Here is a 22,414-nt window from a genome sequence, read left to right on the forward strand (position 1 = left end):
TCCAGTGCGTGCCGCGTTACGTGAGTGAGTGAGTGATAAAATGACGCGCGCTGGTAGGCCTATAATTAGAACTTCTGTCGGTTATCGCAAGTATGCAATGTGTCGAATGTAGGGTATCACATGAGCAAATCCATGCCAAATGCCGTTGTTGCGCTGGGCGCAAATCTCGATTTGAGAGGAAATGGTCCCGCTGTAACACTTCAGAACGCGCTTGACGCGTTATCGCGTCACGATGTGGTGATTCGCTCTGTCAGTCGTTTTTTTGCTACCCCGTGCTTTCCCGCCGGGGCCGGCCCGGATTATGTGAATGCCGCGGCGCTGATTGCGACCGAGAAATCTCCGTCGCAGCTGTTGCAGGTGCTGCACGAGGTGGAGCAGGAATTCGGGCGCGAACGGGTGCAGCGCTGGGGGATGCGGACGCTGGATCTGGATCTGGTCTGTTTCCAGGATCAGGTCCTGCCGGATCGCGCCACGTTTGATCGCTGGCTGACCCTGCCGACCGACGCGCAAAGGCAAGAGGCACCGGATCAGTTGATCTTGCCGCATCCGCGCCTTCAGGATCGCGCCTTTGTCCTCGTGCCGATGGCCGATATCGTGCCCGACTGGCGCCATCCGGTTCTGGGTCGCACGGTCTGCGAGATGATCCAGACCCTTCCCGCGGCAGAGGTTGCGGCGGTCACGGCGCTGTGATCCGTGCAAATGCAGCATTTCCTGCTTGTCAAGGCGCGGATTCGCGCTTAGATAAACCCCTTCCTGACATGGATTCAGAAACGGAGAGCGCCCAATGGCCCGCGTGACGGTTGAAGATTGCGTAGACAAGGTTCCAAACCGGTTCGAGCTGGTGATGCTCGCCGCCCATCGGGCGCGTGAGATTTCCGCCGGTGCAGCGATTACCGTTGACCGCGACAACGACAAAAACCCTGTCGTGTCTCTGCGTGAGATCGCCGACGAAACCCAAAGCGCGGACGAACTGCGCGAGCGCCTGATCGAGGCCAACCAGACCCAGATCGAGGTTGACGAGCCCGAAGAAGATCAGATGGCGCTGCTGATGGGTGCCGAAACGGACAAACCCGCCATGGACGACATGTCGGAAGAGAAGCTCTTGCGCGCTCTGATGGAGGCTCAAGGGCAGGGGTAAGCCCTGAAGACGAAGGTGCGGACCGGATGATTTCTGCTGACGATCTGATTGCGCTGGTCCGCAACTACAATCCCAAGACGAATGCCGACCGCATTGCGCTGGCCTACGAATTCGGCCAGCAGATGCACGAAGGGCAGTTTCGCCATTCCGGCGAGCCCTATTTCACCCATCCCGTTGCCGTTGCCGCCATCCTGACCGAACAGCGTCTGGATGATGCGACTATCATCACGGCGCTGCTGCACGACACGATCGAAGACACCAAGGCCAACTATGGCAAGGTGGCTGAACTATTCGGGGATGAGGTCGCCAAACTGGTCGACGGCGTCACCAAGCTGACCAATCTGCAACTGTCCAGCCGCGAGACCAAGCAGGCCGAGAACTTCCGCAAGCTGTTCATGGCCATGTCCAAGGACCTGCGGGTCATTCTGGTCAAGCTCGCCGACCGTTTGCACAACATGCGGACGATCAAGGCGATGCGTCCCGAAAAACAGATCGTCAAAGCGCGCGAGACGATGGATATCTACGCACCGCTTGCGGGCCGGATGGGCATGCAGTGGATGCGCGAGGAACTGGAAGATCTGGCTTTCCGTGTCCTCAACCCCGAAGGCCGCCAGTCGATCATCCGTCGCTTTATCACTTTGCAACGGGAAACCGGCGACGTGATCCACCGCATCACCGGCGACATGCGGCACGAGCTGGAGAAAGTGGGCATCGAGGCCGAGGTGTTCGGCCGCGCCAAGAAACCCTATTCGATCTGGCGCAAGATGCAGGAAAAGGATCAGGGCTTCTCGCGCCTGTCCGACATCTACGGGTTCCGCATCATCACCCAGACCGAGGAAGACTGCTATCGAACCCTGGGTGCCATCCACCAGCGCTGGCGCGCGGTGCCGGGGCGCTTCAAGGACTATATCAGCCAGCCCAAATCCAACGGTTACCGTTCGATTCATACAACCGTTTCCGGCCGGGACGGTAAACGGGTCGAGGTGCAGATCCGCACCCGCCAGATGCATGACGTGGCCGAAACCGGCGTCGCGGCGCACTGGTCCTATCGTGACGGTGTGCGCACCGAGAACCCGTTCGCCGTCGATCCGGCCAAGTGGATTTCCAACCTGACCGAGCAGTTCGACAACGAGGAAGATCACGAAGACTTCCTCGAAGCCGTCAAGCTCGAGATGTATTCGGACCAGGTGTTCTGTTTCACCCCCAAGGGCGACGTGGTGAAGCTGCCACGTGGCGCGACACCGATCGATTTTGCCTATGCCATTCACACCCGGATCGGTCACGCCTGTGTCGGGGCCAAGGTTGACGGTATCCGCGTTCCGCTCTGGACGCGGCTCAAAAATGGCCAGTCCGTGGACATCATCACCGCCGATGGTCAGACGCCACAGGTCACGTGGCTGGAGATTGCAGTCACCGGCAAGGCCCGTACCGCCATTCGCCGCGCCCTGCGCGAGGTGGACCGGGAACGATTCATCAAGCTGGGCAAGGAACTGGCCCGTTCCGGTTTCGAGCACGTGGGCCGCAAGGCGACCGACAAGGCGCTCGATACCGCGGCGAAACACCTGCGCCTGAAAGATCGGCACGAGCTGCTGGCCCGCCTTGGCAGTGCCGAGCTGACTGCGCATGAGGTGGTTCAGGCCGTCTATCCCGAACTTGCCAAGGACGACGGCGACGCCATTCCGCTGCGCCGTGCAGTGATCGGTCTGGAGCCGGGACAGAAGTTCGACCGCGCCCCCTGCTGTCAGCCGCTGCCGGGGGAACGGATCGTCGGCATCACCTACCGGGGCAAGGGCGTGGTTGTACATGCCATCGATTGCGACCGGCTTAGCGAGTTCGAAGGCGAACCTGACCGTTGGGTCGATCTGCACTGGCATTCGGGCACGCACCCGGCCGTCTATGGCGCGACTTTGGATCTGACCATTGGCAACGATGCCGGGGTTCTGGGGCGTATTTGCACATTGATCGGCGAGAAAAAGGCCAATATCTCGAACCTCGAGTTTGTCGATCGCAAACCGGATTTTTACCGCCTTCTGATCAATGTCGAACTGCGCGACCTTGAACAGCTTCACTCACTCATGCTGATGCTGGAGGCGGAAAGCGATGTTGCTGCGGTCGAACGGTATCGGGATCAGGTCAAAACTTCGGTTGCGGCTGGCTGAGAAGGGGTGATCACGGGTGGTATTCAAGCGCCGAGACCGACGCTCTCCAGTCCAGATCGCATCGGATTTCGTCTATCCGCGTGGCGGATGGACCCGCGCCTTCCATTACGTGAAACACCGCGTCCGGCGCTTGCCGGATACCCCTGACCGGATCGCGCGCGGTATAGGGGCGGGCGTCTTTGCGGCCTTTACGCCGTTTTACGGGTTGCATTTTCTTGTCGCCGCCATCGGTGCCCGGCTGATCAAGGGGAACATTCTGGCCGCGCTCAGCGGCACGTTTTTCGGCAACCCGCTCACCTATGTTCCGATCGGAGTGATCTGTCTTCAGACCGGGCATTTCCTGCTGGGCACCGAATACGAAGAAGGCGACACACAGGGGCTTATGGGCAAATTCGCCAGTGCCCTGGGGGATCTCAAGAACAATTTCCTGGCGTTGTTTACGGATCGCGTGGCCGACTGGCACGGGCTGTCGCAGTTCTACGACGACGTCTTCTACCCCTATATGATCGGTGGGATCATTCCGGGCCTCGTTGCGGGGGTGATCTGCTATTACCTCAGCCTGCCGCTGATCCTGACGTATCAGCAGCGTCGTCGCGCCAGAATCAAGGCGAAGTTTGATGAAATCAAGCGTTTGGCCGAAGATTCGGCTGCCGTTTCTTCGGCAGAGCCTCTAGGCTCGGGCCAAAGCATGCAAAAGGAATCGAGGGATGTCTGAGAACCATCTGCGTCTGGGTGTGAACATCGATCACGTGGCCACGGTGCGCAATGCGCGGGGCGGGGACTATCCGGATCCGCTGCGCGCTGCCAAACTGGCGGAAGAAGCGGGCGCGGATGGCATCACCGCGCATCTGCGCGAAGATCGACGCCATATCTCGGACGCCGATATCGACGGGCTGATGGAGGTTCTGTCGGTGCCGCTGAACTTTGAGATGGCCGCGACGCCCGAGATGCAGCAGATCGCCTTGCGCCACAAACCGCATGCGGTCTGCATCGTTCCCGAAAAGCGCGAGGAGCGCACCACCGAGGGCGGTCTTGAAGTCGCGCGCGAAGAAAACAAGCTGGCGCATTTCATCGCCCCTCTGCGCGATGTCGGCTGTCGCGTTTCGATCTTCATCGCCGCCGATCAGCGTCAGATCGAGGCCGCGCATCGCATCGGTGCCGAAGTGATCGAGCTGCACACTGGCGCCTATTGCGACGCCCATGCCGAAGGCCGCATGGAAGATGCCGAACGCGAGCTTGAATCGCTGCGCCAGATGTCCTCTTTCGCCCATTCGCTGGGGCTTGAGGTTCATGCGGGTCATGGCCTGACCTATGACACCGTAAAACCGGTTGCCGCCTTCCCTGAGGTCAAGGAACTGAATATCGGTCATTTCCTGATTGGCGAGGCGATCTTTCTGGGCCTGACCCCGGCCATTCAGGAAATGCGTCGCCTGATGGACGAGGCGCGGGCGTGATCACCCCCGGCTTTGTCGCCATCTGGCTGGCCTGGCTGATGGCCGGAGGCTCTCCGGGCCCCGCCACGATGGGCATTGCGGGAACCGCCATGAACGAGGGCCGCCGTGCCGGTCTGGTCTTTGCGCTGGGCATCTGTGCCGGGTCCGCCGCCTGGGGCATTGCCGCAGCACTTGGCCTGTCGGCGATCATGCTGGCCAATGTCTGGGTGTTCGAGGTGATCCGCTATGTCGGTGTGGCCTATCTGGGTTGGCTGGCGCTGAAGGCCTTGCGCCGCGCGATGACCTCGGACGAGGTCGCTTTGGGCAAACCGGTCACGGGCGCGCTGCCGACCATCTTTGCCAAAGGCGCGGCCATTCACCTGACCAACCCCAAGGCGATCCTCAGCTGGGGCTCGATCTATGCCATCGTCGCGCCCAATGATGCCAGCCTGTCGATGCTGCTGGGCTATTTCGCCATGCTCTATGCGGGATCATTGATGATCTTTATCGGCTATGCCTTCCTGTTTTCATCCGAACGCATGGTCCGAACCTACCGTCGCGCCCGCCGCTGGTTCGATTTCGCCTTCGCCGGGTTCTTTGGTGTGGCGAGTTACAAGATCCTGACGGTGCGGTTGTCATGATACTTGGCATCGGCACAGACCTTGCAAACATTGACCGCATCCAGGGCACGCTCGACCGGTTCGGCGACCGGTTCCGCAACCGTGTCTTTACTGACACCGAACAGCGCAAAGCCGAACGCCGCGCCGACACCGCGGGTACGTATGCCAAGCGCTGGGCCGCGAAAGAGGCCTGTTCCAAGGCGTTGGGCACCGGTCTGCGCATGGGCATCGCGTGGAAGGACATGGCCGTCACCAATCTGCGCACCGGCCAGCCCGTGATGCATGTGACAGGCTGGGCCGCCGAACGCCTGAATGAAATGACCCCCGAAGGGCACGAGGCGATCATCCACGTCACCCTGACCGATGACCATCCCTGGGCGCAGGCTTTCGTGGTGATCGAAGCGCGTCCGCTTCAAGATCACACCACGCAGCCTTGACTTGCCCCCATCGCCCCCGCATGTAGCAGCGAAGCCAAGCAAAGAACTGGAGAGAGCAGTATGGCCGAGGAAGCCAAGACCGGAAATCCCGTCTGGGAGACGATCAAGACTATCGTCTATGCGCTGCTGATTGCCGGCGTGTTCCGTAGCCTCTTCTTTCAGCCGTTCTGGATCCCCTCGGGCTCGATGAAGCAGACGCTGCTGATCGGTGATTTCCTCTTCGTCAACAAGATGGCTTATGGCTATTCCTACGCATCCTGCCCCAGCCTGATCATCCCCAGCGTCGGCCTGAACGTGGATGCCGAAGATATCTGTGGCTGGATGCAGGGCGAAGACAATACCCGTATCTGGGGCGGTGATCCGGAACGTGGCGATGTCATCGTCTTTCGCCATCCGGTCACCGGGCGTGATTATATCAAACGCCTGATTGGCTTGCCGGGCGACCGGATCCAGGTCCGCAATGGCCAGATCATCCTCAATGGCACTCCGGTTCCTCAGCAGCCCGATGGCGTGTTTGCCGAAGTCGCGGAACCGCAAGGCCCGCAGCGCCTGCGCCCGCGCTGTGAAAACGGCCCTGTCGGTATTGGCGGCACCTGTGAAAAATCGCGCCTGATCGAAACCCTGCCCAATGGCGTGTCCTACGACGTGCTGAACATCGGCAACCAGGCATCGGACAATACCGGCATCTACACCGTGCCCGAGGGCCATTATTTCTTCATGGGGGACAACCGTGACAATTCCAGCGACAGCCGTCTGCCGCAATCTGCCGGCGGTGTCGGATACGTGCCTTACGAAAACCTGATCGGTCGCGCCGACCGGATCATGTTCTCGTCCGCGGGCCGTTCGATGCTGTTCTTCTGGACATGGCGCGGTGATCGGTTCTTCAAGGCGGTCAATTGAAGCTTTCGTCTGAGATAAAGGCGTTCCAGCGGCGATTGGGGTATGAGTTCAAAAATCCCGAACTGCTGGTGCGCGCGCTGACCCATGGCTCGGTGTCTTCGTCCACCCGACCCGACAACCAGCGGCTGGAGTTTCTGGGTGACCGCGTTCTGGGCCTGGTCATGGCCACCGCGTTGCTTGAAGCTGACAAAAAAGCCTCCGAAGGCCAGTTGGCCCCCCGGTTCAACGCATTGGTCCGCAAAGAGGCCTGTGCAGATGTGGCCCGCCAGATCGATCTGGGCGCGGTGTTGAAACTCGGCCGGTCCGAGATGCTGTCCGGTGGCCGTCGCAAGCAAGCGCTGCTGGGCGATGCGATGGAGGCCGTGATCGCCGCCATCTATCGGGATGCGGGGTTCGAGGCTGCCCGCGATGTCATCCTGGCGCTTTGGGGGGACCGCATCCACAAGGTCGAGGCAGATGCGCGTGACGCCAAGACCTCGTTGCAGGAATGGGCGCAGGCGCGTGGGCAAAAGCCGCCCTCATACGTCGAAATCAAACGCAGCGGCCCGGACCACGCCCCGATCTTCACCATCGCCGCCCGCCTTCAGGACGGCACCGAGGCACAGGCCACCGCAGGATCCAAACGTCAGGCCGAACAGGCCGCGGCGAAAGCTTTGCTGGAGCGGTTGAGTCCGGCCAGCTCGTCCTAGGGGCATGAAGCTCAGACCAGCCCGGAAATCGGACGCGGCCAGCCTGGCCGCGTTGTCGATCGAAGTCTGGATCGGCACCTACCTGCGCCATGGCGTAAGTTCTTTCTTCGCCGAGTTTGCATTGTCCGAGTTCACAACCGCACGGTTCGAAGCGCTGCTTGAGGAAGAGAGTGATCTTCTGGTGGTGTCTGAAAACCGCGATGGAATCGATGGCTACATTCGGTTGGCAGAGGGCCGTCCCGCCCCCATCGACGGGCTTTCCGATCTTGAGATTGTGACCTTTTACGTGCAGCCGCGCCACCACGGAAAGGGCATCGGGTCAGCGTTGTTGCAGGTGGCCATTGACCATTGCCGGAACAAAGGCCGCCCCGAAATCTGGCTGACGACCAATTCCCAGAACGCTCCGGCCATTGATTTCTACCTGTCCAAAGGCTTCCGTCAGGTCGGCGTCACGGATTTCCGTATCGCGTACCAAGCCTATCCGAACCACGTTCTGGCGTTGAACATGTCACCACCGGGCTAGGGTCAGATTACCCGGATGAACCCGGCCAGTCCGGTTTTCTGGTGTTCGATCACGTGGCAATGAAACGCCCAGTCGCCGGGATTGTCCGCGACCAGCGCGATGTCTACGGTCTCGTCTTTTAGCAATAGCATGGTATCGGACAGCAACGGTGGCAGTTTGCGCAGGTTCGACGTCAGCGGAACAAAGGCCAGCCCGTGCAGATGGATCGGGTGCAGGTTGGGCGATTCATTGCGCAGTCGCAGAACATAGCTCTTGCCTCGTTGCAGCACGGCCAGTGGCCCGGCTCCCTGCGCCGCATCGCCCGGCCAGGGCGTTCGGTTGATCGACCAGAAACTATAGCCCAAAGACCCGCAGAACCCGTCATTCGGGACGCCGCCTTCCGGGGTCCAGCCGAACACGAACTCATGCAACTCGGCCTGACCCAGATCAGGGCGCGCGACAGGGTTCGGGCGCAATGGGCGCAGCTCTCGCAGATCACGCGCAATGGACTGTCCCGTGGCCCGCAACCGGACCATGGCGCGGTGTTTCTGTCCGGGAAACTTTGCCATCAGCTGGGCTGACTGCCCCTCGTCGTCCGGCATCCGAACCGCCAGATCCACCCTTTGACCCGGGGCCAGCAAGAGCGGCTGGGCTGCTGTGGGCCGTGTCACGTCTGTTTCTACCGGATGTCCGTCCCATGCGATGATCCGGGTCTCGGCCCCTTCGGGATGCAACCTGTAGATACGGGTCGTGTCCGTGTTGACCACCCGTACGCGCACCAGGCTGCCCGCGGCGTGGTCATATACTGCCTCGCTCTGCCAATTGGCGGTCTGCACGTTGCCGAACGTGCCGGCCCGCGCCGCGCCGCGGGCGGTATAAGCGGGCAGAAACGCGCCATCTTCGTCCAGCCGGAAATCCCGCAGATTGATCACCTGCTCGCTGTCGAACCCTAGGTCTTCCGGTTCGGCAACCACCATCACACCGGTCAGCCCTCGGGCCATCTGGTCCATCGTCATGCAATGAGGGTGATACCAATACGTGCCCGCATCCGGCGGTGTGAATTCATAGGTAAAGCTTTCGTTTTCGCCGATGGGCATCTGGGTCAGGTAGGGTACCCCGTCCATCTCGTTGCGGATGCGCAGACCGTGCCAATGCATCGCAGTATAGTCGGGCAGGGTATTGCGCACCGTCAGACGCAGTACCTCGCCCTGACGGCCGTAAAGAACCGGTGGCGGCGCATCCGGTGACAGGCTGACCATCCCCATGGTCGGCTGATCGCGCAACCGATAGCTGGCAGGTTGCAACACCAGCTCCTGCGCAGCATCGCTGGCCGTCAGAGGCAACGCTCCCAATCCCAAAACACTTGCAGCGGCGCTGCTTCCAAGAAGAAACTCGCGACGTTTCATGAAAACCTCACTGAACGGATTTGATGCCGGGCTGTGAATGGCTGGGCGTCTGCGTTCATCTGACATCGAAACCGCATGGCCGCAATGCGACAAATCCCTCTGGCCCGTCGAAGCTTTCTGCTATAGGGGTGCGCACTTGCAAACAGGATCGCCAGACTCATGACCACACGCGCCGGATTTATCGCCCTGATCGGAGAGCCCAATGCGGGCAAGTCAACCCTGCTGAACCGCATGGTCGGGGCCAAGGTTTCCATCGTGACGCATAAGGTGCAGACCACCCGCGCGCGTATCCGTGGCGTGGCGATGGAAGGCGACGCGCAGCTGGTCTTCGTCGACACGCCCGGCCTGTTCAAACCCCGCCGCCGCCTGGATCGCGCCATGGTCGCTGCTGCATGGGGCGGGGCCGCAGATGCGGACGTCGTTGTCCTGATGGTTGAAGCGCATCGCGGTATCACCGAAGGGGTCGAGCGCATCCTCGAAGGTCTGGAAGAAATCGGACAGGGCCGCACCATCGCGTTGGCGATCAACAAGATCGACAAGGTGCCGTCCGAAAAGCTGCTGGCGCTGACCAGTGACCTGAACGCACGTTACCCGTTTGCCGAAACCTTCATGATCTCTGCTGAAAAGGGCCACGGTGTCGAAGACCTGCGCAAGTGGCTGGCCTCTGAACTGCCTGAAGGCCCCTGGCTCTATCCCGAAGACCAGATCGCCGACCTGCCCCTGCGCATGATCGCCGCGGAAATGACCCGCGAGAAGCTCACCCTGCGCCTGCATCAGGAATTGCCCTATCAGTTGACCGTCGAGACCGAGAACTGGGAAGAACGCAAAGACGGCTCTGCCAAGATCGATCAGGTCATCTATGTCATGCGTGACGGCCACAAAGGCATCGTGTTGGGCAAGAAGGGTGAGACCATCAAGGCCGTCAGCCAGGCTGCGCGGGCAGAACTGGAAGAATTCCTCGACCGCAAAATTCACCTGTTCCTGCAAGTGAAGGTCCGGCCCAATTGGCTGGAAGAATCCGAGCGGTATTCGGAAATGGGTCTGGATTTCAAAGACGGAAACGCATGACCCGCCTGACCGCCGAATTCTGGGTCCACGCCTATCTGGCGCGGCTGCGATTCCAGGATATCCCGGCCTATGTGGTGGCCCATGGCGATGACACGGCAGGCGCAGTTCTGGTCAAGCTGAACACGCTGGACGGGCAGGCCGTTGCGTTCCAACGCAGCTTTGATCTGATGAGTGGTGAACGAAAATGGGTCGAACTCTCGTCTGGCCCCGAGGTCGACGTGGACCAGGCCATCCAGCGCCAACGCAGCTTTGACCCCGACCTCTGGGTGATCGAGGTCGAAGACCGGCAGGGGCGGCACCTGCTGGGCGAAGAGGGGCTGGAGTGACCACGGTACTGAAGGGTCTTTGACGCCGAGATCAAAGCGACTATTTTGGTGCTGCAAATGGCCTGTCAGCACTGACGTGTCCTACGGACCGAGCGCAACCAAGAGGTGCTTTCGTGACTGAAACGCTTGCGGAGAAACTGGAAAAATCGGAACTCGGCCACTGGATGCAGCGGTTCGAGGGCTTCATGGTCTTTGTCGGCGTTGTCGGCCCTTTTGCCACGCTTCCACAACTGATCAAGCTCTACTTTACCCATTCCGAACACGCGACCGGTCAGTCGCTTCTGTCCTGGTCGCTTTATGCCGGGCTGTCCTTCCTGTGGTTTGCCTATGGTATGGTGGTGGGCAAGCTGCCCATTTATGTGGGCAACGGACTCTTGATGGTGCTGAACTTATTGATGGTCATCGGCATCCTAATTCACGCAGGTGTGACGTTCTGAACCTCCTGTTGCCTTGGGTTTTTCTCACTACCAAGCTCGCAAGTGGTTTTCAGCGCCATCAACCTGCGTCGCCAAAATAGACAAAGCTCATCTTGTTCCCATCCGGGTCGCGTGCGTAGGCACCATAAAAGCTTGGGCCATATTGGGGGCGGTCGCCCGGATCACCTTCGTTTGTTCCACCATTTGCAAGCGCGGTTGCATGCGCATCGCGAACTTCCGCTTCGCTTTGGCACAGCAGGCCAACCATGTTCCCGTTTCCGATCGTCGCGACTTTTTTGTCGAACGGTGTCGCGACCCATATGCATCCGCCGCCACGCAGCTCATAGCAGACAGCATGCGGCATATACTCGGCGATGACCTTTCCGCCGATCCGGGGCACAACCGCGTCATAATAGCCGCGTGCCTTGGCAACGTCGTTGGAACCGATCATGACATAATTAAGAGACATTTTTGGAATCCCACTTTAAGAACATAAGCAGAACATTAATACCTGGACTGGTTTCAAGCAATGCGTTTTTCGGAATGGTTTTGGCGACCCCCGACCTACCCGAACAGGGCAACTGACGGGGTTTCCATCGGTCTGTGGGTCAGCTGACGCGTTCTACCGGGCCTTTGGAATGAAAGGCTGATAGTCTTCCCCACCGTCTTCGCACGCCTTTGAATCACGCGCCACGTCCGCCGTTCCATCCGTCTTCGTACTCGCCCAACACCCTGGACAGGTGCAGCAGAGACGCAAAAAAGCGGGCGTAGACATCCCGCGACAACATCGGCTTGTTGTCATCCAGAACCTGCACAAGTTCAACGACGGCCGAAGCGAACGTCTCATAGACCTGCATGTCCGCGGCTGTCGGATCCGGCGTCCAGATTTCGTGTTCGTCGTAATACGCGGCAGGTTGCGGTTCGTCATCGATCATGGTGCGGCCCCTTCTGTTTGAAGCGCAGGTGGGGGTTGCGAGAACGCGCACAAGACGGGTGGCACGAAGTCACAAAACTATGGCGCCTTCGGAAAAAGAACTCTCGTCGAAAGGGGGAAAAGAAGTTCCGCTCTTGCGCGCTGACGTCGCTTGGGATTTTCTGCGATCCAACCCAACCAACAGCAGGGCCGAGTTTTGGACTGGCGCGATCACGGAATACTCCTGACTTTACGCCGCCATGGTGAAACAGCGGCGATCATCGAAGTCTTTACCGAAGGCCATGGGCGTCATGCCGGTGTGGTGCGCGGTGGGACCAGCCGCAAGATCGCGCCGATCCTGCAACCCGGCGCGCAACTGGACGTGCTGTGGCGCGCGCGACTGGAAGAACATATCGGAACCTTTCAGGTCGAACCCCTGCGCTCCCGCGCGGCCGCCGCGTTTTCAGGGCGGCTGGCACTGTCCGGGCTGAACGCTGTCGTATCTCTGCTGTCCTTCTGCCTGCCCGAACGGGAACCACACGCCTCGCTCTATACGCGGACGGAGCAGTTGATGGACCTGCTGGGGCAGGACGAGGTCTGGCCTCTGGCTTATCTGCGATGGGAACTCGCGCTGCTTGACGAGCTTGGCTTTGGCCTTGATCTGACAGCCTGCGCCGTGACCGGTGTGACCGAAGGATTGATCTATGTATCGCCCAAAACAGGCCGTTCCGTCAGTGCGAAGGGCGCCGGGGATTGGGCGGGCAAGCTGTTGCCCCTTCCGCCCTGTCTGCGCGGGGAAGGCACTGCGCCCGATGCCGAGATCGCAGAGGCCCTGCGCACGACCGGATATTTCCTGGAGCACCGCGTCGCGCCGTCTTTGGGGCATAACCCGCTGCCCGAAGCGCGGGCCCGGTTCGTGGATCAGGTCACTCGGCGGCTGTGAACACCATCTCGTGCCCATCCTCGTTTCGCAGGATCAGCACATTGCCTGACACTTCGGATTGGGTCATGGCCATGAGGGCGGCAAAGTAGACCCCTTCCGCTTCGAGCCCCGCGCAGGCGGCGCGCGTCGCGTTGAGGTTCTGAACCTCAAACCACGGGTAGGGCGCGTTGAGTGTTCCGTCATAACTGTTGCACGGAGCGTTCCCGGCAATCCTGCCTTCTTCGGGAAACCGCAGCAGGGCACTCGCCTCATAGGGTTGACCATCTATTTCCTGCAAAACCCAAGTCTGGTCCGCAGCACCATAGGCGGCAACGGTTTCGTCCTTGTCGCATTGGAACAGTGCCATCAAGGGCAGGGTCAGGATCAGGCGAGTCATGGCTGGGTCTTAGCGCATAGGGGATGTCGTTGGAACCGGATCAGTAGGGAAGAGACCCGTTCAGCAGTTGCGCACGCACTTCCTGCCGGGGTTTCCAGTTATAGCGCGTATCTTCACGCACCGGCGCCCAGAACAACGCGCCACTGTTGCGCCAGGGATCAAGGATGACGCCGTCATACATCGAATCCCCCTTGGCGCTGATCGACGCCGAATGGTGGATGATGCGAAAAGAAGTCGGCGGCGACGTGGCCCAGTGCAGATCCAGTGTTCGGAAGTTCTCCTGCCGCAGCCGCTTGGTCATGGCTTCGGCCCAGTCATTGCACAACCCCTTTTCGCGGAACCCGTTGATGACCTTGGCGTTGTGGATGATGGCCGGGTCGGTGACGTTCCAATCCCGCGCCAATTGCTGCGAATAGGAATAGGCGATTGTGGCCGCCCTCTGTGCCTCGGCCGGATCGACTTCCGGCCCGAGCATTCGGATCGACTGCGCAAGCGCTTCGACATCGCTCTGATCGGCCGTTGGCGTAGGGGTGGTGCAACCCGCAAGAACGAGCACCGCCAGAGTGGCGCAAAGTGCAAAGATGGATCGGGTCATGCGGTGTACCAGGTGCTGATCGGGTTTGGGTCGGGTCAAACTGATGCTCTAACGGCGAATGGGTCGGGATCAAAGGGGGAAGTTTGGATTGGTGCGGACACAGCTGGTCGTTGTTCAGCCGGTCAGAGATGCGGAAATGGTCCGTACAAAACGGAAGGTCCGCAGGTAGGCGGTGTACAAAACCTCAAAAATCAAGAAAAAGACCCGGCGCAATGGCCGGGTCAGTTGGGGAAACGGGGCGCCGGTTCCGGTCACCCAAGCAGACGTCGTGCGATGACCTGTGCCTGAATCTCGGCCGCCCCTTCGAAAATGTTGAGAATGCGCGCGTCACACAGAACGCGGCTGATCTTGTATTCCAGCGCAAAACCGTTTCCGCCGTGGATTTGCAGCCCGTTATCGGCGGCTGCCCAGGCCACACGGGCGCCCAGCAGCTTGGCCATGCCTGCCTCAAGATCACAGCGCTGGCCGTGGTCTTTCTCCCACGCGCTGAAATAGGTCAGCTGGCGTGCGATCATGATCTCGACCGCCATCATTGCCAGTTTGCCGGACACACGCGGGAAGTTGATCAGCGATTTGCCGAATTGCTTGCGGTCGATGGCATATTGCATGGCGATATCCAGCGCGCTTTGCGCCACGCCGATGGCGCGCGCGGCAGTCTGGATGCGGGCGCTTTCAAAGGTCTCCATCAGCTGTTTGAAGCCCTTGCCTTCTTCACCCCCCAGCAGGTTTTCACCCTTGACGTGGAAGCCGTCAAAGCCCAGCTCGTATTCCTTCATGCCGCGATAGCCCAGAACCTCGATCTCACCACCGGTCATGCCGGGTGTGGGGAAGGGGTTCTCGTCCGTGCCCGGTGTCTTTTCGGCCAGGAACATCGACAGGCCGCGGTGATCGGTGCTGTCGGGATCGGTCCGCGCCAGCAAAGTCATGACATGGGTGCGCGCTGCGTGGGTGATCCAGGTCTTGTTGCCGGTGATCCGGTAATCACCGTTCTCGTCCTTCACGGCACGGGTGCGCAGGCTGCCAAGATCCGAGCCGGTATTGGGTTCAGTAAAAACAGCAGTCGGCAGAATTTCGGCGCTGGCCAGTTTCGGCAGCCAGTTGGCCTTTTGCTCTTCCGTGCCGCCGGCGATGATCAATTCGGCCGCGATTTCCGAACGGGTGCCCAGCGAGCCGACGCCGATATAGCCACGAGACAGTTCTTCGGACACAACGCACATCGAGGCTTTGGACAGGCCGAAACCGCCAAACTCCTCCGGGATGGTCAGCCCGAAAACGCCCATTTCCGCCAACTCTTCGATGATTTCCAGCGGGATCAGCTCATCCTTGAGGTGCCATTCATGGGCATACGGTTCGACCTTTTCCTGCGCATAGCGGCGGAACTGGTCGCGGATCATCTCAAGTTCTTCGTCCAGGCCCGACGCGCCGAACATGGTGGCGCCGGCCTGATCCTGCATCAGCTCGACCAAACGGCTGCGTGCGGCTTGTGAATTTGCCTGCGCCATCAAGGTCTGTACTTCGGTCGACTGAAAGCCCGACAGCGCATCCCAGCCGAGGCCCATATCCTGAAGGCGCACGACCTCGCCCTGGTTCATCGGGATGCCACCTGCGACCTGATGCAGGTACTCACCAAAGGCTATCTGGTGAAGCAACTGCTCGACTTCGCCGAATTTGCCTTCGGCCTGAAGTGTTTCGGCCCAGCGCTGCATCTGTTGCAGCGACTGATTGTATGTGGCCAGCCATGCCAGACCATGTGCGGCGGTCTGGTTGGCCTCGATCAGAGCGCCAGAGATACGGCCATCCGCCGAGACCATGCCGCGCACGGATTCACGGGCTTTTTCAAAAACGGCTTCTACCGCGGGTAGGGCAGCCCGGGTCATATTCAGAAGATCGGGCAAAACTGAAGCAGTTGTCATCTCGGTCATATCCTGTCCGTCGTGGGCCATGAATCGCGTCCTTTCCTCGGTCGTCTGGTCATATCATGCTGCACGTGCAGCGCAACAAAAATACTTATTACGCTGCTAAAAAGTTCAAATATTACCCCATCATTTTTGCAATGCAGAAGAAAATCCAGATGTTATCTAGGGGACATGACCCTGTTTTCCATTCTTTCACCGCAGGAACTGCTGTTGGCTATGGCAATCGCTTTTGCCTCAGGATGGGTCAAGGGTATGGTTGGTTTCGCGATGCCCATGATTTTGGTATCGGGGTTGAATTCATTTCTGCCGCCGGATCTGGCCTTGGCGGGACTTATCCTGCCGACGCTGGTGGCCAATGGGCAGCAAGCCCTGCGCGGCGGTCGCGCAGCGGCGGTTGCCTCGGTTCGGCGGTTTCGGGTTTTCCTTATTGTCGGCGGTCTCTTTCTGCTGCTGAGCGCACAGTTGGTCGCTTTGATCCCGGGGTCTGTCTTTCTGGTTCTGATGGGCGGTTTCGTGTCGGTCTTTGCGCTGTTGCAGGTTCTTGGGTTCAGAATGGCGCTGAGCCAACCGTCGACCGCAGTCGAGGCCGTTGTAGGTGGCCTGGCGGGGTTTGTCGGCGGCATGTCAGGAGTTTGGGGGCCTCCGACAGTTGCCTATCTGACGGCGCTGAACACCCCCAAGACCGAACAGATTCGAATTCAGGGCGTTATCTACGGTTTGGGAGCGGTCTTGCTGCTGGCCGCACATCTTGGCTCAGGCATCCTGCATGCAGAAACACTTCAGTTTTCCGCAGCCCTGATCGTTCCGGCCGTGGCCGGGATGTGGATCGGCATGAAATTGCAGGACCGTATCGATCAGGCAAGTTTTCGCAAGGCGACCTTGTTGGTATTGCTGATCGCCGGCCTGAACCTGCTGCGACGTGGTTTGGTGGGGTGACAGGTCAGCCCGTGCGCTTGTCGGCAAACCGGAAAGCAAAGTACAGACCCAGCATCAGGAAGAACAAACCCGAGATATCGCCGATCAGGAACGCGATGTATTCGACCGTCGCACTGCCAAAAGCCAGGTTGGTCAACCCGGAGACAAGGATGGACGTTACGAATCCGACGCCCATCACACATATCCAACAGGGTTTGCGTTCCGGACGGGGAAACAGATCCCACCCGATTGCTTTGAGAAGATAGAAAACGGCCGGGACAGTCAGAACTGCAATCGCCATGGCCATCAGGCGGCTGGGCAGGAACACGTCCGTTCCTCCCAAATAGGCGAAAACGATGAACACGCCAGGCAACAATGCGAAAATGGCGCGCCACCCCAACAGCCACGCCGACAGAACCCGTACGCCATGCGGCAGAAACAACAGGCTCGCCCTGCTTGGGTATTCCGGGAAAAACACGTTCTGCAATGGCATGAGGACGGCGAATGTAAGGAACGACGCCAGCACATAGGCCAAAGAGGCCAGAAGTGTTTCAGTAGCCCACCCGCGCAACGTAGTCACGGCCTCTTGCGCGTGTGGATCGCGTCATTTGGGTGCATGAACGATGTACCGTCCCCGGTTGGCGCTGCCGCTTTGAGAAAGATAACCTTTTTCGACCAGCGATTTCAGCGCGCGAAAGAATGTTGGGCGCGAAACACTTTGAACCAACGTGTGCTCGATCAAGCCGAATGTGCGAACTTCCTGATCGGACTTTGAAAGCTCTTCGGCGGCATAGTAGATGTCGCGTTCAACCGGAGATAGTTTTTCCAGGCCTAAAGTACGCTCCATGCTTTGCATCAATTTGCGCAGTTCGGCGAGTTTCGAGATCTCAGTCATAGATTTACCCATCTTTTACTGTGCCATTTGGCGCGCAATTGCGACCAGTTGAGCCATACTGAATGATGCGTTATTCAGCATGTATCGTATTGACACTCATCCCCTTTCACTTAGACTAGGTGACTGATTAGGTTGCTCAATCCCGCGTTGTGAGTGTGCGCACATGAGCGACCCCCAATCTTATTTCAGCCAATGCCCGGCGCAAAAGTGCCGGGTTTTTTCGTCTCAGCGGTTAACAGAGCTAGCGCAAATTGCATTTTGAAACAACGCAATTGTATGTGCTTCTCGCGGCAAACAACCATAGATAGAAATGCGGCAGGTGCAGTGAAAAAGGGGCGCGGTGGCCCCTTTCCCCAATTTACCCAATTGCGACGGCTTTGATGTCGTCGTCGATGAAGGGCAGATACTGTTCAAAGTTCTCGGCGAACATCTGCACCAGTTTTTCGGCCTGTTTGTCGAATGCGGCCTGATCGTCCCAGGTACGGCGCGGGTCCAGCAGAACTTCGGCAACTCCCGGCACCGAGACCGGAACGTCAAAGCCGAAATTGGCATCCTTGCGGAACTCGGCGTCGCGCAGCGAGCCGTCCAGAGCGGCGGTCAGCAAGGCGCGCGTCGCGCGGATCGGCATCCGGCTGCCCACGCCGTAGGCGCCGCCGGTCCAGCCGGTGTTCACAAGCCAGCAGGTCGCGCCATGCTGAGCGATCTTGTCCCGCAACAGGTTGCCGTATTCCTCTGGGCGACGGGGCATGAACGGCGCGCCAAAGCAGGTCGAGAAAGTCGGCTGCGGCTCGGTGATGCCACGTTCGGTCCCGGCCACTTTTGACGTGAAACCCGACAGGAAGTGATACATGGCCTGTGCCGGCGTCAGCCGCGCGATCGGAGGCAGAACGCCGAAGGCATCGCAGGTCAGCATGATGATGTTCTTCGGATGGCCACCCAGTGCGCTTTTGGATGCGTTCGAGATATACTCGAGCGGATAGGCGCAGCGCATGTTGGCGGTCAGCGAGTCGTCGTCGAAATCCAGTTCCTTGGTTTCGGGGTCGAAGACCATGTTTTCGATCACGGTACCGAATTTCGAGGTGGTCGCGTAGATTTCCGGCTCTGCCTCGGCATTCAGGTTGATGGTCTTGGCATAGCAACCGCCTTCGAAGTTGAAGGTGCCGCGATCGGACCAGCCGTGTTCGTCGTCACCGATCAGAGTGCGCGCCGGATCGGCCGACAGAGTGGTCTTGCCGGTGCCCGACAGGCCAAAGAACACGGCGGTGTCGACCGGGTTGCCAACGGCATGGTTGGCCGAGCAGTGCATCGGCATCACGCCTTTTTCGGGCAGCATGTAGTTCAGCAGGGTGAAAACGGACTTCTTGTTTTCACCGGCATATTCGGTGCCGCCGATCAGGATCAGCTTGCGGTCGAAGTTCATTGCAATCACCGTCTCGCTGCGGCAGCCATGCTTTGCCGGGTCGGCCTGAAAGCTGGGGCAGTTGATGACGGTAAAATCGGCCGTGAACTCATCCAGATCTTCGCGGTCCGGGCGACGCAGCAGGTGGCGGATGAACAGGTTGTGCCACGCCAGTTCGGTAACCATTCGTACATTGATTGCGTAAGCCGGGTCCGCGCCACCGACGAGGTCCTGCACGAAATAGTCACGGCCTTTCATATGGGCCAGCATATCATTGTACAGTGCGTCAAAGCCTTCGGGGCTCATTTCGGCATTGTTTTCCCACCAGATGGAGTCGGCAACGCTGTCGGTCTTGACGACGTGTTTGTCCTTGGGGGACCGGCCGGTGAACTTGCCAGTGGTAACGAGGAACGCGCCACCATTGCCAAGAGTGCCTTCGCCGCGCTTCAGCGCCTCTTCGATCAGCGCCGGTTCCATGAAGTTGTAATAGACATTGCCCAGACCCTCGATGCCCTGATCTTCGAGGCGGAATTGCGGGTTAACCCGTCCAGATGTCATGTGTGTCTTCTCCTGTGGCGGCGCGAAGGTCGTTGGCCGTTGCGCCTTTGGGGCAGTGAGCCGGGAAAACCGGCGGCTGAGCGCGTCTTATCACGGTCATTCAGGGCATGAACAGGCGGGTTTGACGCAGTTAGCGCAACCAAGTCCGGGTTTAGCGCCATCAGAAATTCAATGTCGGAAAAGCGGGCAGATTTTTGCGGGCATCAAGGCAAATTTGCCGCAGACCTGCCGCAACAAAGGCATGATTCGCAGTTACGGATTGATTCGGCGTCTTAAAACCGCCAACAATGCCTTACAAATAAGCGAATTATTGCGCGAGTGAGCAGGAATAGGGGTGAGCCCGATGTCAAAGATTGCACTTGTGGATGACGATAGAAACATTCTGACGTCTGTATCCATGACCCTCGAAGCCGAAGGTTTCGAGGTTGAAACTTATAATGATGGCCAGGCCGCGTTGGATGCGTTCAACAAGAAACTGCCGGACATGGCTGTTCTGGATATCAAGATGCCGCGAATGGACGGCATGGATCTGCTGCAACGGCTGCGTCAGAAGACGCAGATGCCGGTGATCTTCCTGACCTCGAAGGACGATGAGATCGACGAGGTGCTGGGCCTGCGTATGGGCGCGGATGACTATGTAAAGAAGCCTTTTTCACAGCGTTTGCTGGTCGAACGCATTCGGGCTTTGCTGCGCCGCCAAGAGGCGACCAGCGGCGACGCGGTCGCAACCAACAGCAATGACACCAAAGTCATGGAACGCGGCGACCTGAGAATGGACCCGCTGCGCCATGCGGTCAGCTGGAAAGGGAATGATGTGTCCCTGACCGTGACCGAGTTCCTGTTGCTTCAGGCGCTGGCCCAACGTCCGGGATTCGTCAAAAGCCGCGACCAGTTGATGGATGTCGCCTATGATGATCAGGTCTATGTGGATGACCGCACGATCGACAGCCACATCAAGCGCCTGCGGAAAAAAATGCGCGCGGCTGACCCCGAGTTCTCGGCGATTGAGACCTTGTATGGTATCGGTTACCGGTACAACGAAGAATAGGCGCGGCCGCCTGCAAGAGGTAATGGGGTCTCGTGCGCGACACCGAACAAGCCAGCGAAATGCGCGACGGTGACGTCGTTCTAGGGGATGACTGGGTCATTCCTCAGGACCCCGAGTCAGCGGAGCTGAGGGAAAAGCGATCCCGGAGGAACCTGTTTTCTCTGCGTGGTTCACCTCTGGCGCGCAAAATCATCACGTTCAACTTGATCGCTCTGGTGATTCTGGTCACTGGGTTGCTGTATCTGGACGACTCGCGAAAAGAAAAGGTTCAGCAGACCGCCCGCAATCTGCTGGGCGATGCGCAGCTTGTCAGCAACGTGTTTGAAACCCAGCTGCGTCAGGGCGCACAGCAATCCGGGCAGAATGCCGGGAACCTGGACGTCAAGGATACCTTGTCTGGCCTCACCCTGCCCGAAGGGGGCGAGGTTTTTGTATATGACGCCAGCGGCACGTTGATCGGCTGGACACGTGGTGCCCCGCAAGCCTCCGACATGCCGGTTCTTCTGCAATCCGAGGCCGAGATGCAGACCGGCAGCACGGTGATCAGCGACACGCTGAATGCCGTCTGGACAGGTTTGTCGAACCTGCTCAACTGGTCAACTGAAACCGAGGCACCGACGTTGGCGCAGCGTGTTCAGACCATCATTCCGCAAGCGATTGCCGGTAACAGCCAGGTACAGGCGGTACAGGACAGCGCGGGTGAGACGGTCATCGTGGCTGCCGCACCGATCCTTTATGCGGATGTTCCCGCCGGAGCGGTGGCCATTACCGGCCCGGCCGGTGAAATCGACGCGCTTGCCCGCCGCGAGCAGGAGCGCATTCTTCAGATGTTCGTGGTGGCGCTGCTGGTTTCCGTGGGCCTCAGCCTTGTTTTGGCCTCGACCATTGCCAACCCGCTGGCCGATCTGGCATCCGCGGCAGAGATGGGCAAAGACCGGGGCACGGGTGTCAATCCCGGGCGCATCCGCATTCCCGACCTCAGCGCCCGTCCTGATGAGATCGGACGCCTCAGTCGCGCTTTGCGGGGTATGGTGACAGCGCTGTACAACCGGATCGACGCAAACGAACAGTTTGCCGCCGATGTCGCCCATGAAATCAAAAACCCGCTGGCCAGCCTGCAATCCGCCGTGGGAACGCTGCGGATGGTCAAGCGCGAGGATCAGCGCGACAAGCTGCTGGACGTGATCGAGCATGACGTACGGCGTCTGGATCGGCTGGTCAGCGACATATCAAATGCGTCGCGTCTGGATGCGGAACTGGTCAAGGAAGAAGAGCAGCCCTTTGACCTGCTCAAGCTGCTGGGCAATCTCGGCCAGTATCTGGGCGAGGATGCGCGCTCCAAGGGCATCGATTACATTACGGATCTGCCCTCTGAGCCGATTGTGATCAACGGGTTGGAAGCGCGTCTGGCGCAGGTCTTCGTCAACTTGATCACCAACGCGATTTCCTTCTGCGAAGAAAACGACGCCATTCGCGTCTGGGTCCGGCAGCGGGACAACCGTGTGTTGGTCGTTGTTGAAGACACCGGCCCTGGAATTCCCGAACAGGCGCTTACCAAAGTGTTCAAGCGTTTCTACTCGCAGCGTCCGGCGGAACATTTCGGCAATAATTCGGGCCTGGGGCTGGCGATCTCGAAGCAGATTGTCGAAGCCCATGGCGGAGTGATCTGGGCTGAAAACATCCGCCCGACCGAGGCCGATATCACATCGGATCCTCTGGGTGCCCGCTTTGTCGTGGGGTTGCCCGTCTAAGTCCATGCATA

The 22,414-nt window shown here is 59.4% G+C and carries 27 protein-coding genes; 18 read left to right on the forward strand and 9 right to left on the reverse strand.

Annotation, left to right across the window (positions count from 1 at the left end; translation table 11 throughout):
• Window positions 1–120: 120 nt before the first annotated feature.
• The 10 genes from folK (at window position 121) to ACR0DJ_RS13385 (ending at window position 7,899) form a co-directional block, all read left to right on the forward strand.
• Window positions 121–690, forward strand: coding sequence for a 2-amino-4-hydroxy-6-hydroxymethyldihydropteridine diphosphokinase (gene folK, locus ACR0DJ_RS13340; RefSeq protein ID WP_480685280.1), 570 nt, complete (start codon window positions 121–123; stop codon window positions 688–690).
• Window positions 691–784: 94 nt separating this feature from the next.
• Window positions 785–1,138, forward strand: a complete 354-nt coding sequence (gene rpoZ, locus ACR0DJ_RS13345) for a DNA-directed RNA polymerase subunit omega (RefSeq protein ID WP_117869873.1) — start codon at window positions 785–787, stop codon at window positions 1,136–1,138.
• 26 nt (window positions 1,139–1,164) lie between these two features.
• Entirely contained in the window at window positions 1,165–3,297 is a 2,133-nt protein-coding gene (locus tag ACR0DJ_RS13350; RefSeq protein WP_170344831.1) for a RelA/SpoT family protein, read from the forward strand.
• Window positions 3,298–3,313: 16 nt separating this feature from the next.
• The gene (locus ACR0DJ_RS13355; RefSeq protein WP_170344832.1) at window positions 3,314–4,012 is read left to right on the forward strand and encodes a DUF2062 domain-containing protein; all 699 of its coding nucleotides are present in this window, start codon (window positions 3,314–3,316) and stop codon (window positions 4,010–4,012) included.
• Entirely contained in the window at window positions 4,005–4,751 is a 747-nt protein-coding gene (locus ACR0DJ_RS13360; protein WP_170344833.1) for a pyridoxine 5'-phosphate synthase, read from the forward strand. The genes ACR0DJ_RS13355 and ACR0DJ_RS13360 overlap by 8 nt, the downstream gene beginning before the upstream one ends.
• Window positions 4,748–5,371, forward strand: coding sequence for a LysE family translocator (locus ACR0DJ_RS13365; RefSeq protein WP_480685281.1), 624 nt, complete (start codon window positions 4,748–4,750; stop codon window positions 5,369–5,371). Before ACR0DJ_RS13360 ends, ACR0DJ_RS13365 begins: the two co-directional genes overlap by 4 nt.
• On the forward strand, window positions 5,368–5,787 hold the full coding sequence (gene acpS / locus ACR0DJ_RS13370) for a holo-ACP synthase (protein ID WP_170344835.1): 420 nt from the start codon (window positions 5,368–5,370) through the stop codon (window positions 5,785–5,787). Before ACR0DJ_RS13365 ends, acpS begins: the two co-directional genes overlap by 4 nt.
• Window positions 5,788–5,847: 60 nt before the next feature.
• A complete protein-coding gene (gene lepB / locus ACR0DJ_RS13375) occupies window positions 5,848–6,687 on the forward strand; it encodes a signal peptidase I (protein WP_480685283.1) in 840 nt (279 codons plus the stop codon).
• Window positions 6,684–7,376 (forward strand): ribonuclease III, encoded by a 693-nt coding sequence (gene rnc / locus ACR0DJ_RS13380; protein WP_171617537.1) that lies wholly within the window; start codon window positions 6,684–6,686, stop codon window positions 7,374–7,376. The genes lepB and rnc overlap by 4 nt, the downstream gene beginning before the upstream one ends.
• A gap of 4 nt (window positions 7,377–7,380) precedes the next feature.
• Window positions 7,381–7,899, forward strand: coding sequence for an N-acetyltransferase family protein (locus ACR0DJ_RS13385; protein ID WP_480685285.1), 519 nt, complete (start codon window positions 7,381–7,383; stop codon window positions 7,897–7,899).
• A gap of 2 nt (window positions 7,900–7,901) precedes the next feature.
• Here ACR0DJ_RS13385 and ACR0DJ_RS13390 read toward each other — a convergent pair whose 3' ends face one another.
• Window positions 7,902–9,284 carry a multicopper oxidase family protein gene (locus ACR0DJ_RS13390; RefSeq protein WP_480685286.1) on the reverse strand — a complete coding sequence of 461 codons (1,383 nt, stop codon included), beginning with the start codon at window positions 9,282–9,284 and terminating at the stop codon, window positions 7,902–7,904.
• 159 nt (window positions 9,285–9,443) lie between these two features.
• On the opposite strand from ACR0DJ_RS13390, the gene era reads away from it, so the two are divergent.
• From era to ACR0DJ_RS13405, 3 genes are all read left to right on the forward strand, one after another.
• Window positions 9,444–10,352 (forward strand): GTPase Era, encoded by a 909-nt coding sequence (era, locus tag ACR0DJ_RS13395; RefSeq protein ID WP_117869864.1) that lies wholly within the window; start codon window positions 9,444–9,446, stop codon window positions 10,350–10,352.
• Entirely contained in the window at window positions 10,349–10,678 is a 330-nt protein-coding gene (locus ACR0DJ_RS13400) for a DUF1491 family protein (RefSeq protein WP_425080164.1), read from the forward strand. Before era ends, ACR0DJ_RS13400 begins: the two co-directional genes overlap by 4 nt.
• Window positions 10,679–10,791: 113 nt before the next feature.
• Window positions 10,792–11,115, forward strand: coding sequence for a SemiSWEET transporter (locus tag ACR0DJ_RS13405; protein WP_480685287.1), 324 nt, complete (start codon window positions 10,792–10,794; stop codon window positions 11,113–11,115).
• Window positions 11,116–11,173: 58 nt separating this feature from the next.
• Here the strand turns inward: ACR0DJ_RS13405 and ACR0DJ_RS13410 are convergent, their stop codons facing one another.
• Together ACR0DJ_RS13410 and ACR0DJ_RS13415 are read right to left on the reverse strand one after the other, a co-directional pair.
• Window positions 11,174–11,563, reverse strand: a complete 390-nt coding sequence (locus tag ACR0DJ_RS13410; RefSeq protein WP_480685289.1) for a VOC family protein — start codon at window positions 11,561–11,563, stop codon at window positions 11,174–11,176.
• Window positions 11,564–11,777: 214 nt separating this feature from the next.
• Window positions 11,778–12,029 (reverse strand): hypothetical protein, encoded by a 252-nt coding sequence (locus ACR0DJ_RS13415; RefSeq protein WP_170344843.1) that lies wholly within the window; start codon window positions 12,027–12,029, stop codon window positions 11,778–11,780.
• Between the two features lie 195 nt (window positions 12,030–12,224).
• Here ACR0DJ_RS13415 and recO point away from each other — a divergent pair, with 195 nt between their 5' ends.
• Window positions 12,225–12,950 (forward strand): DNA repair protein RecO, encoded by a 726-nt coding sequence (gene recO / locus ACR0DJ_RS13420; RefSeq protein ID WP_170344844.1) that lies wholly within the window; start codon window positions 12,225–12,227, stop codon window positions 12,948–12,950.
• On the opposite strand, the gene ACR0DJ_RS13425 is transcribed toward recO, so the two are convergent.
• The 3 genes from ACR0DJ_RS13425 to ACR0DJ_RS13435 form a co-directional block, all read right to left on the reverse strand.
• Complete coding sequence (locus ACR0DJ_RS13425) at window positions 12,934–13,326, reverse strand: META domain-containing protein (protein ID WP_170344845.1); 393 nt, start codon at window positions 13,324–13,326, stop codon at window positions 12,934–12,936. The genes recO and ACR0DJ_RS13425 overlap by 17 nt on opposite strands.
• A 40-nt stretch (window positions 13,327–13,366) precedes the next feature.
• Window positions 13,367–13,921, reverse strand: coding sequence for a hypothetical protein (locus ACR0DJ_RS13430; RefSeq protein WP_480685290.1), 555 nt, complete (start codon window positions 13,919–13,921; stop codon window positions 13,367–13,369).
• A 251-nt stretch (window positions 13,922–14,172) separates the two neighbouring features.
• Complete coding sequence (locus ACR0DJ_RS13435; protein ID WP_425080160.1) at window positions 14,173–15,864, reverse strand: acyl-CoA dehydrogenase family protein; 1,692 nt, start codon at window positions 15,862–15,864, stop codon at window positions 14,173–14,175.
• Window positions 15,865–16,008: 144 nt separating this feature from the next.
• Between ACR0DJ_RS13435 and ACR0DJ_RS13440 the strand changes: the two genes are divergently transcribed.
• On the forward strand, window positions 16,009–16,773 hold the full coding sequence (locus ACR0DJ_RS13440; protein WP_170344848.1) for a sulfite exporter TauE/SafE family protein: 765 nt from the start codon (window positions 16,009–16,011) through the stop codon (window positions 16,771–16,773).
• A 4-nt stretch (window positions 16,774–16,777) separates the two neighbouring features.
• Here ACR0DJ_RS13440 and ACR0DJ_RS13445 read toward each other — a convergent pair whose 3' ends face one another.
• The 3 genes from ACR0DJ_RS13445 to ACR0DJ_RS13455 form a co-directional block, all read right to left on the reverse strand.
• Window positions 16,778–17,332 (reverse strand): hypothetical protein, encoded by a 555-nt coding sequence (locus ACR0DJ_RS13445; RefSeq protein WP_257600133.1) that lies wholly within the window; start codon window positions 17,330–17,332, stop codon window positions 16,778–16,780.
• Window positions 17,333–17,356: 24 nt separating this feature from the next.
• Window positions 17,357–17,647: a hypothetical protein gene (locus ACR0DJ_RS13450; protein ID WP_170344849.1), complete on the reverse strand. Its 291-nt coding sequence runs from the start codon at window positions 17,645–17,647 to the stop codon at window positions 17,357–17,359.
• 358 nt (window positions 17,648–18,005) lie between these two features.
• A complete protein-coding gene (locus ACR0DJ_RS13455) occupies window positions 18,006–19,604 on the reverse strand; it encodes a phosphoenolpyruvate carboxykinase (protein ID WP_170344850.1) in 1,599 nt (532 codons plus the stop codon).
• A 55-nt stretch (window positions 19,605–19,659) separates the two neighbouring features.
• On the opposite strand from ACR0DJ_RS13455, the gene ACR0DJ_RS13460 reads away from it, so the two are divergent.
• From ACR0DJ_RS13460 to ACR0DJ_RS13470, 3 genes are read left to right on the forward strand one after another with little or no spacing between them, the layout of a single operon-like run.
• Window positions 19,660–19,926 carry a hypothetical protein gene (locus tag ACR0DJ_RS13460; protein ID WP_170556094.1) on the forward strand — a complete coding sequence of 89 codons (267 nt, stop codon included), beginning with the start codon at window positions 19,660–19,662 and terminating at the stop codon, window positions 19,924–19,926.
• Between the two features lie 21 nt (window positions 19,927–19,947).
• The gene (locus tag ACR0DJ_RS13465) at window positions 19,948–20,652 is read left to right on the forward strand and encodes a response regulator transcription factor (RefSeq protein ID WP_170344852.1); all 705 of its coding nucleotides are present in this window, start codon (window positions 19,948–19,950) and stop codon (window positions 20,650–20,652) included.
• 59 nt (window positions 20,653–20,711) lie between these two features.
• Window positions 20,712–22,403 (forward strand): sensor histidine kinase, encoded by a 1,692-nt coding sequence (locus tag ACR0DJ_RS13470; RefSeq protein ID WP_170345114.1) that lies wholly within the window; start codon window positions 20,712–20,714, stop codon window positions 22,401–22,403.
• Window positions 22,404–22,414 lie beyond the last annotated feature (11 nt).

The sequence above is a fragment of the Ruegeria sp. BF10 genome, assembly GCF_056538725.1.

Bases quoted from the DNA above. Each gene is read 5' to 3' on its own strand.
- ACR0DJ_RS13465 (WP_170344852.1), top strand. From the start codon at position 19,948: ATGTCAAAGATTGCACTTGTGGATGACGATAGAAACATTCTGACGTCT.
- ACR0DJ_RS13455 (WP_170344850.1), bottom strand. From the start codon at position 19,604: ATGACATCTGGACGGGTTAACCCGCAATTCCGCCTCGAAGATCAGGGC.
- ACR0DJ_RS13435 (WP_425080160.1), bottom strand. From the start codon at position 15,864: ATGGCCCACGACGGACAGGATATGACCGAGATGACAACTGCTTCAGTT.
- ACR0DJ_RS13350 (WP_170344831.1), top strand. From the start codon at position 1,165: ATGATTTCTGCTGACGATCTGATTGCGCTGGTCCGCAACTACAATCCC.
- ACR0DJ_RS13415 (WP_170344843.1), bottom strand. From the start codon at position 12,029: ATGATCGATGACGAACCGCAACCTGCCGCGTATTACGACGAACACGAA.
- ACR0DJ_RS13430 (WP_480685290.1), bottom strand. From the start codon at position 13,921: ATGACCCGATCCATCTTTGCACTTTGCGCCACTCTGGCGGTGCTCGTT.
- era (WP_117869864.1), top strand. From the start codon at position 9,444: ATGACCACACGCGCCGGATTTATCGCCCTGATCGGAGAGCCCAATGCG.
- ACR0DJ_RS13425 (WP_170344845.1), bottom strand. From the start codon at position 13,326: ATGACTCGCCTGATCCTGACCCTGCCCTTGATGGCACTGTTCCAATGC.
- ACR0DJ_RS13410 (WP_480685289.1), bottom strand. From the start codon at position 11,563: ATGTCTCTTAATTATGTCATGATCGGTTCCAACGACGTTGCCAAGGCA.
- acpS (WP_170344835.1), top strand. From the start codon at position 5,368: ATGATACTTGGCATCGGCACAGACCTTGCAAACATTGACCGCATCCAG.
- ACR0DJ_RS13360 (WP_170344833.1), top strand. From the start codon at position 4,005: ATGTCTGAGAACCATCTGCGTCTGGGTGTGAACATCGATCACGTGGCC.
- ACR0DJ_RS13470 (WP_170345114.1), top strand. From the start codon at position 20,712: ATGCGCGACGGTGACGTCGTTCTAGGGGATGACTGGGTCATTCCTCAG.
- ACR0DJ_RS13385 (WP_480685285.1), top strand. From the start codon at position 7,381: ATGAAGCTCAGACCAGCCCGGAAATCGGACGCGGCCAGCCTGGCCGCG.
- ACR0DJ_RS13450 (WP_170344849.1), bottom strand. From the start codon at position 17,647: ATGACTGAGATCTCGAAACTCGCCGAACTGCGCAAATTGATGCAAAGC.
- folK (WP_480685280.1), top strand. From the start codon at position 121: ATGAGCAAATCCATGCCAAATGCCGTTGTTGCGCTGGGCGCAAATCTC.
- lepB (WP_480685283.1), top strand. From the start codon at position 5,848: ATGGCCGAGGAAGCCAAGACCGGAAATCCCGTCTGGGAGACGATCAAG.
- rpoZ (WP_117869873.1), top strand. From the start codon at position 785: ATGGCCCGCGTGACGGTTGAAGATTGCGTAGACAAGGTTCCAAACCGG.
- ACR0DJ_RS13390 (WP_480685286.1), bottom strand. From the start codon at position 9,284: ATGAAACGTCGCGAGTTTCTTCTTGGAAGCAGCGCCGCTGCAAGTGTT.
- ACR0DJ_RS13400 (WP_425080164.1), top strand. From the start codon at position 10,349: ATGACCCGCCTGACCGCCGAATTCTGGGTCCACGCCTATCTGGCGCGG.
- ACR0DJ_RS13440 (WP_170344848.1), top strand. From the start codon at position 16,009: ATGACCCTGTTTTCCATTCTTTCACCGCAGGAACTGCTGTTGGCTATG.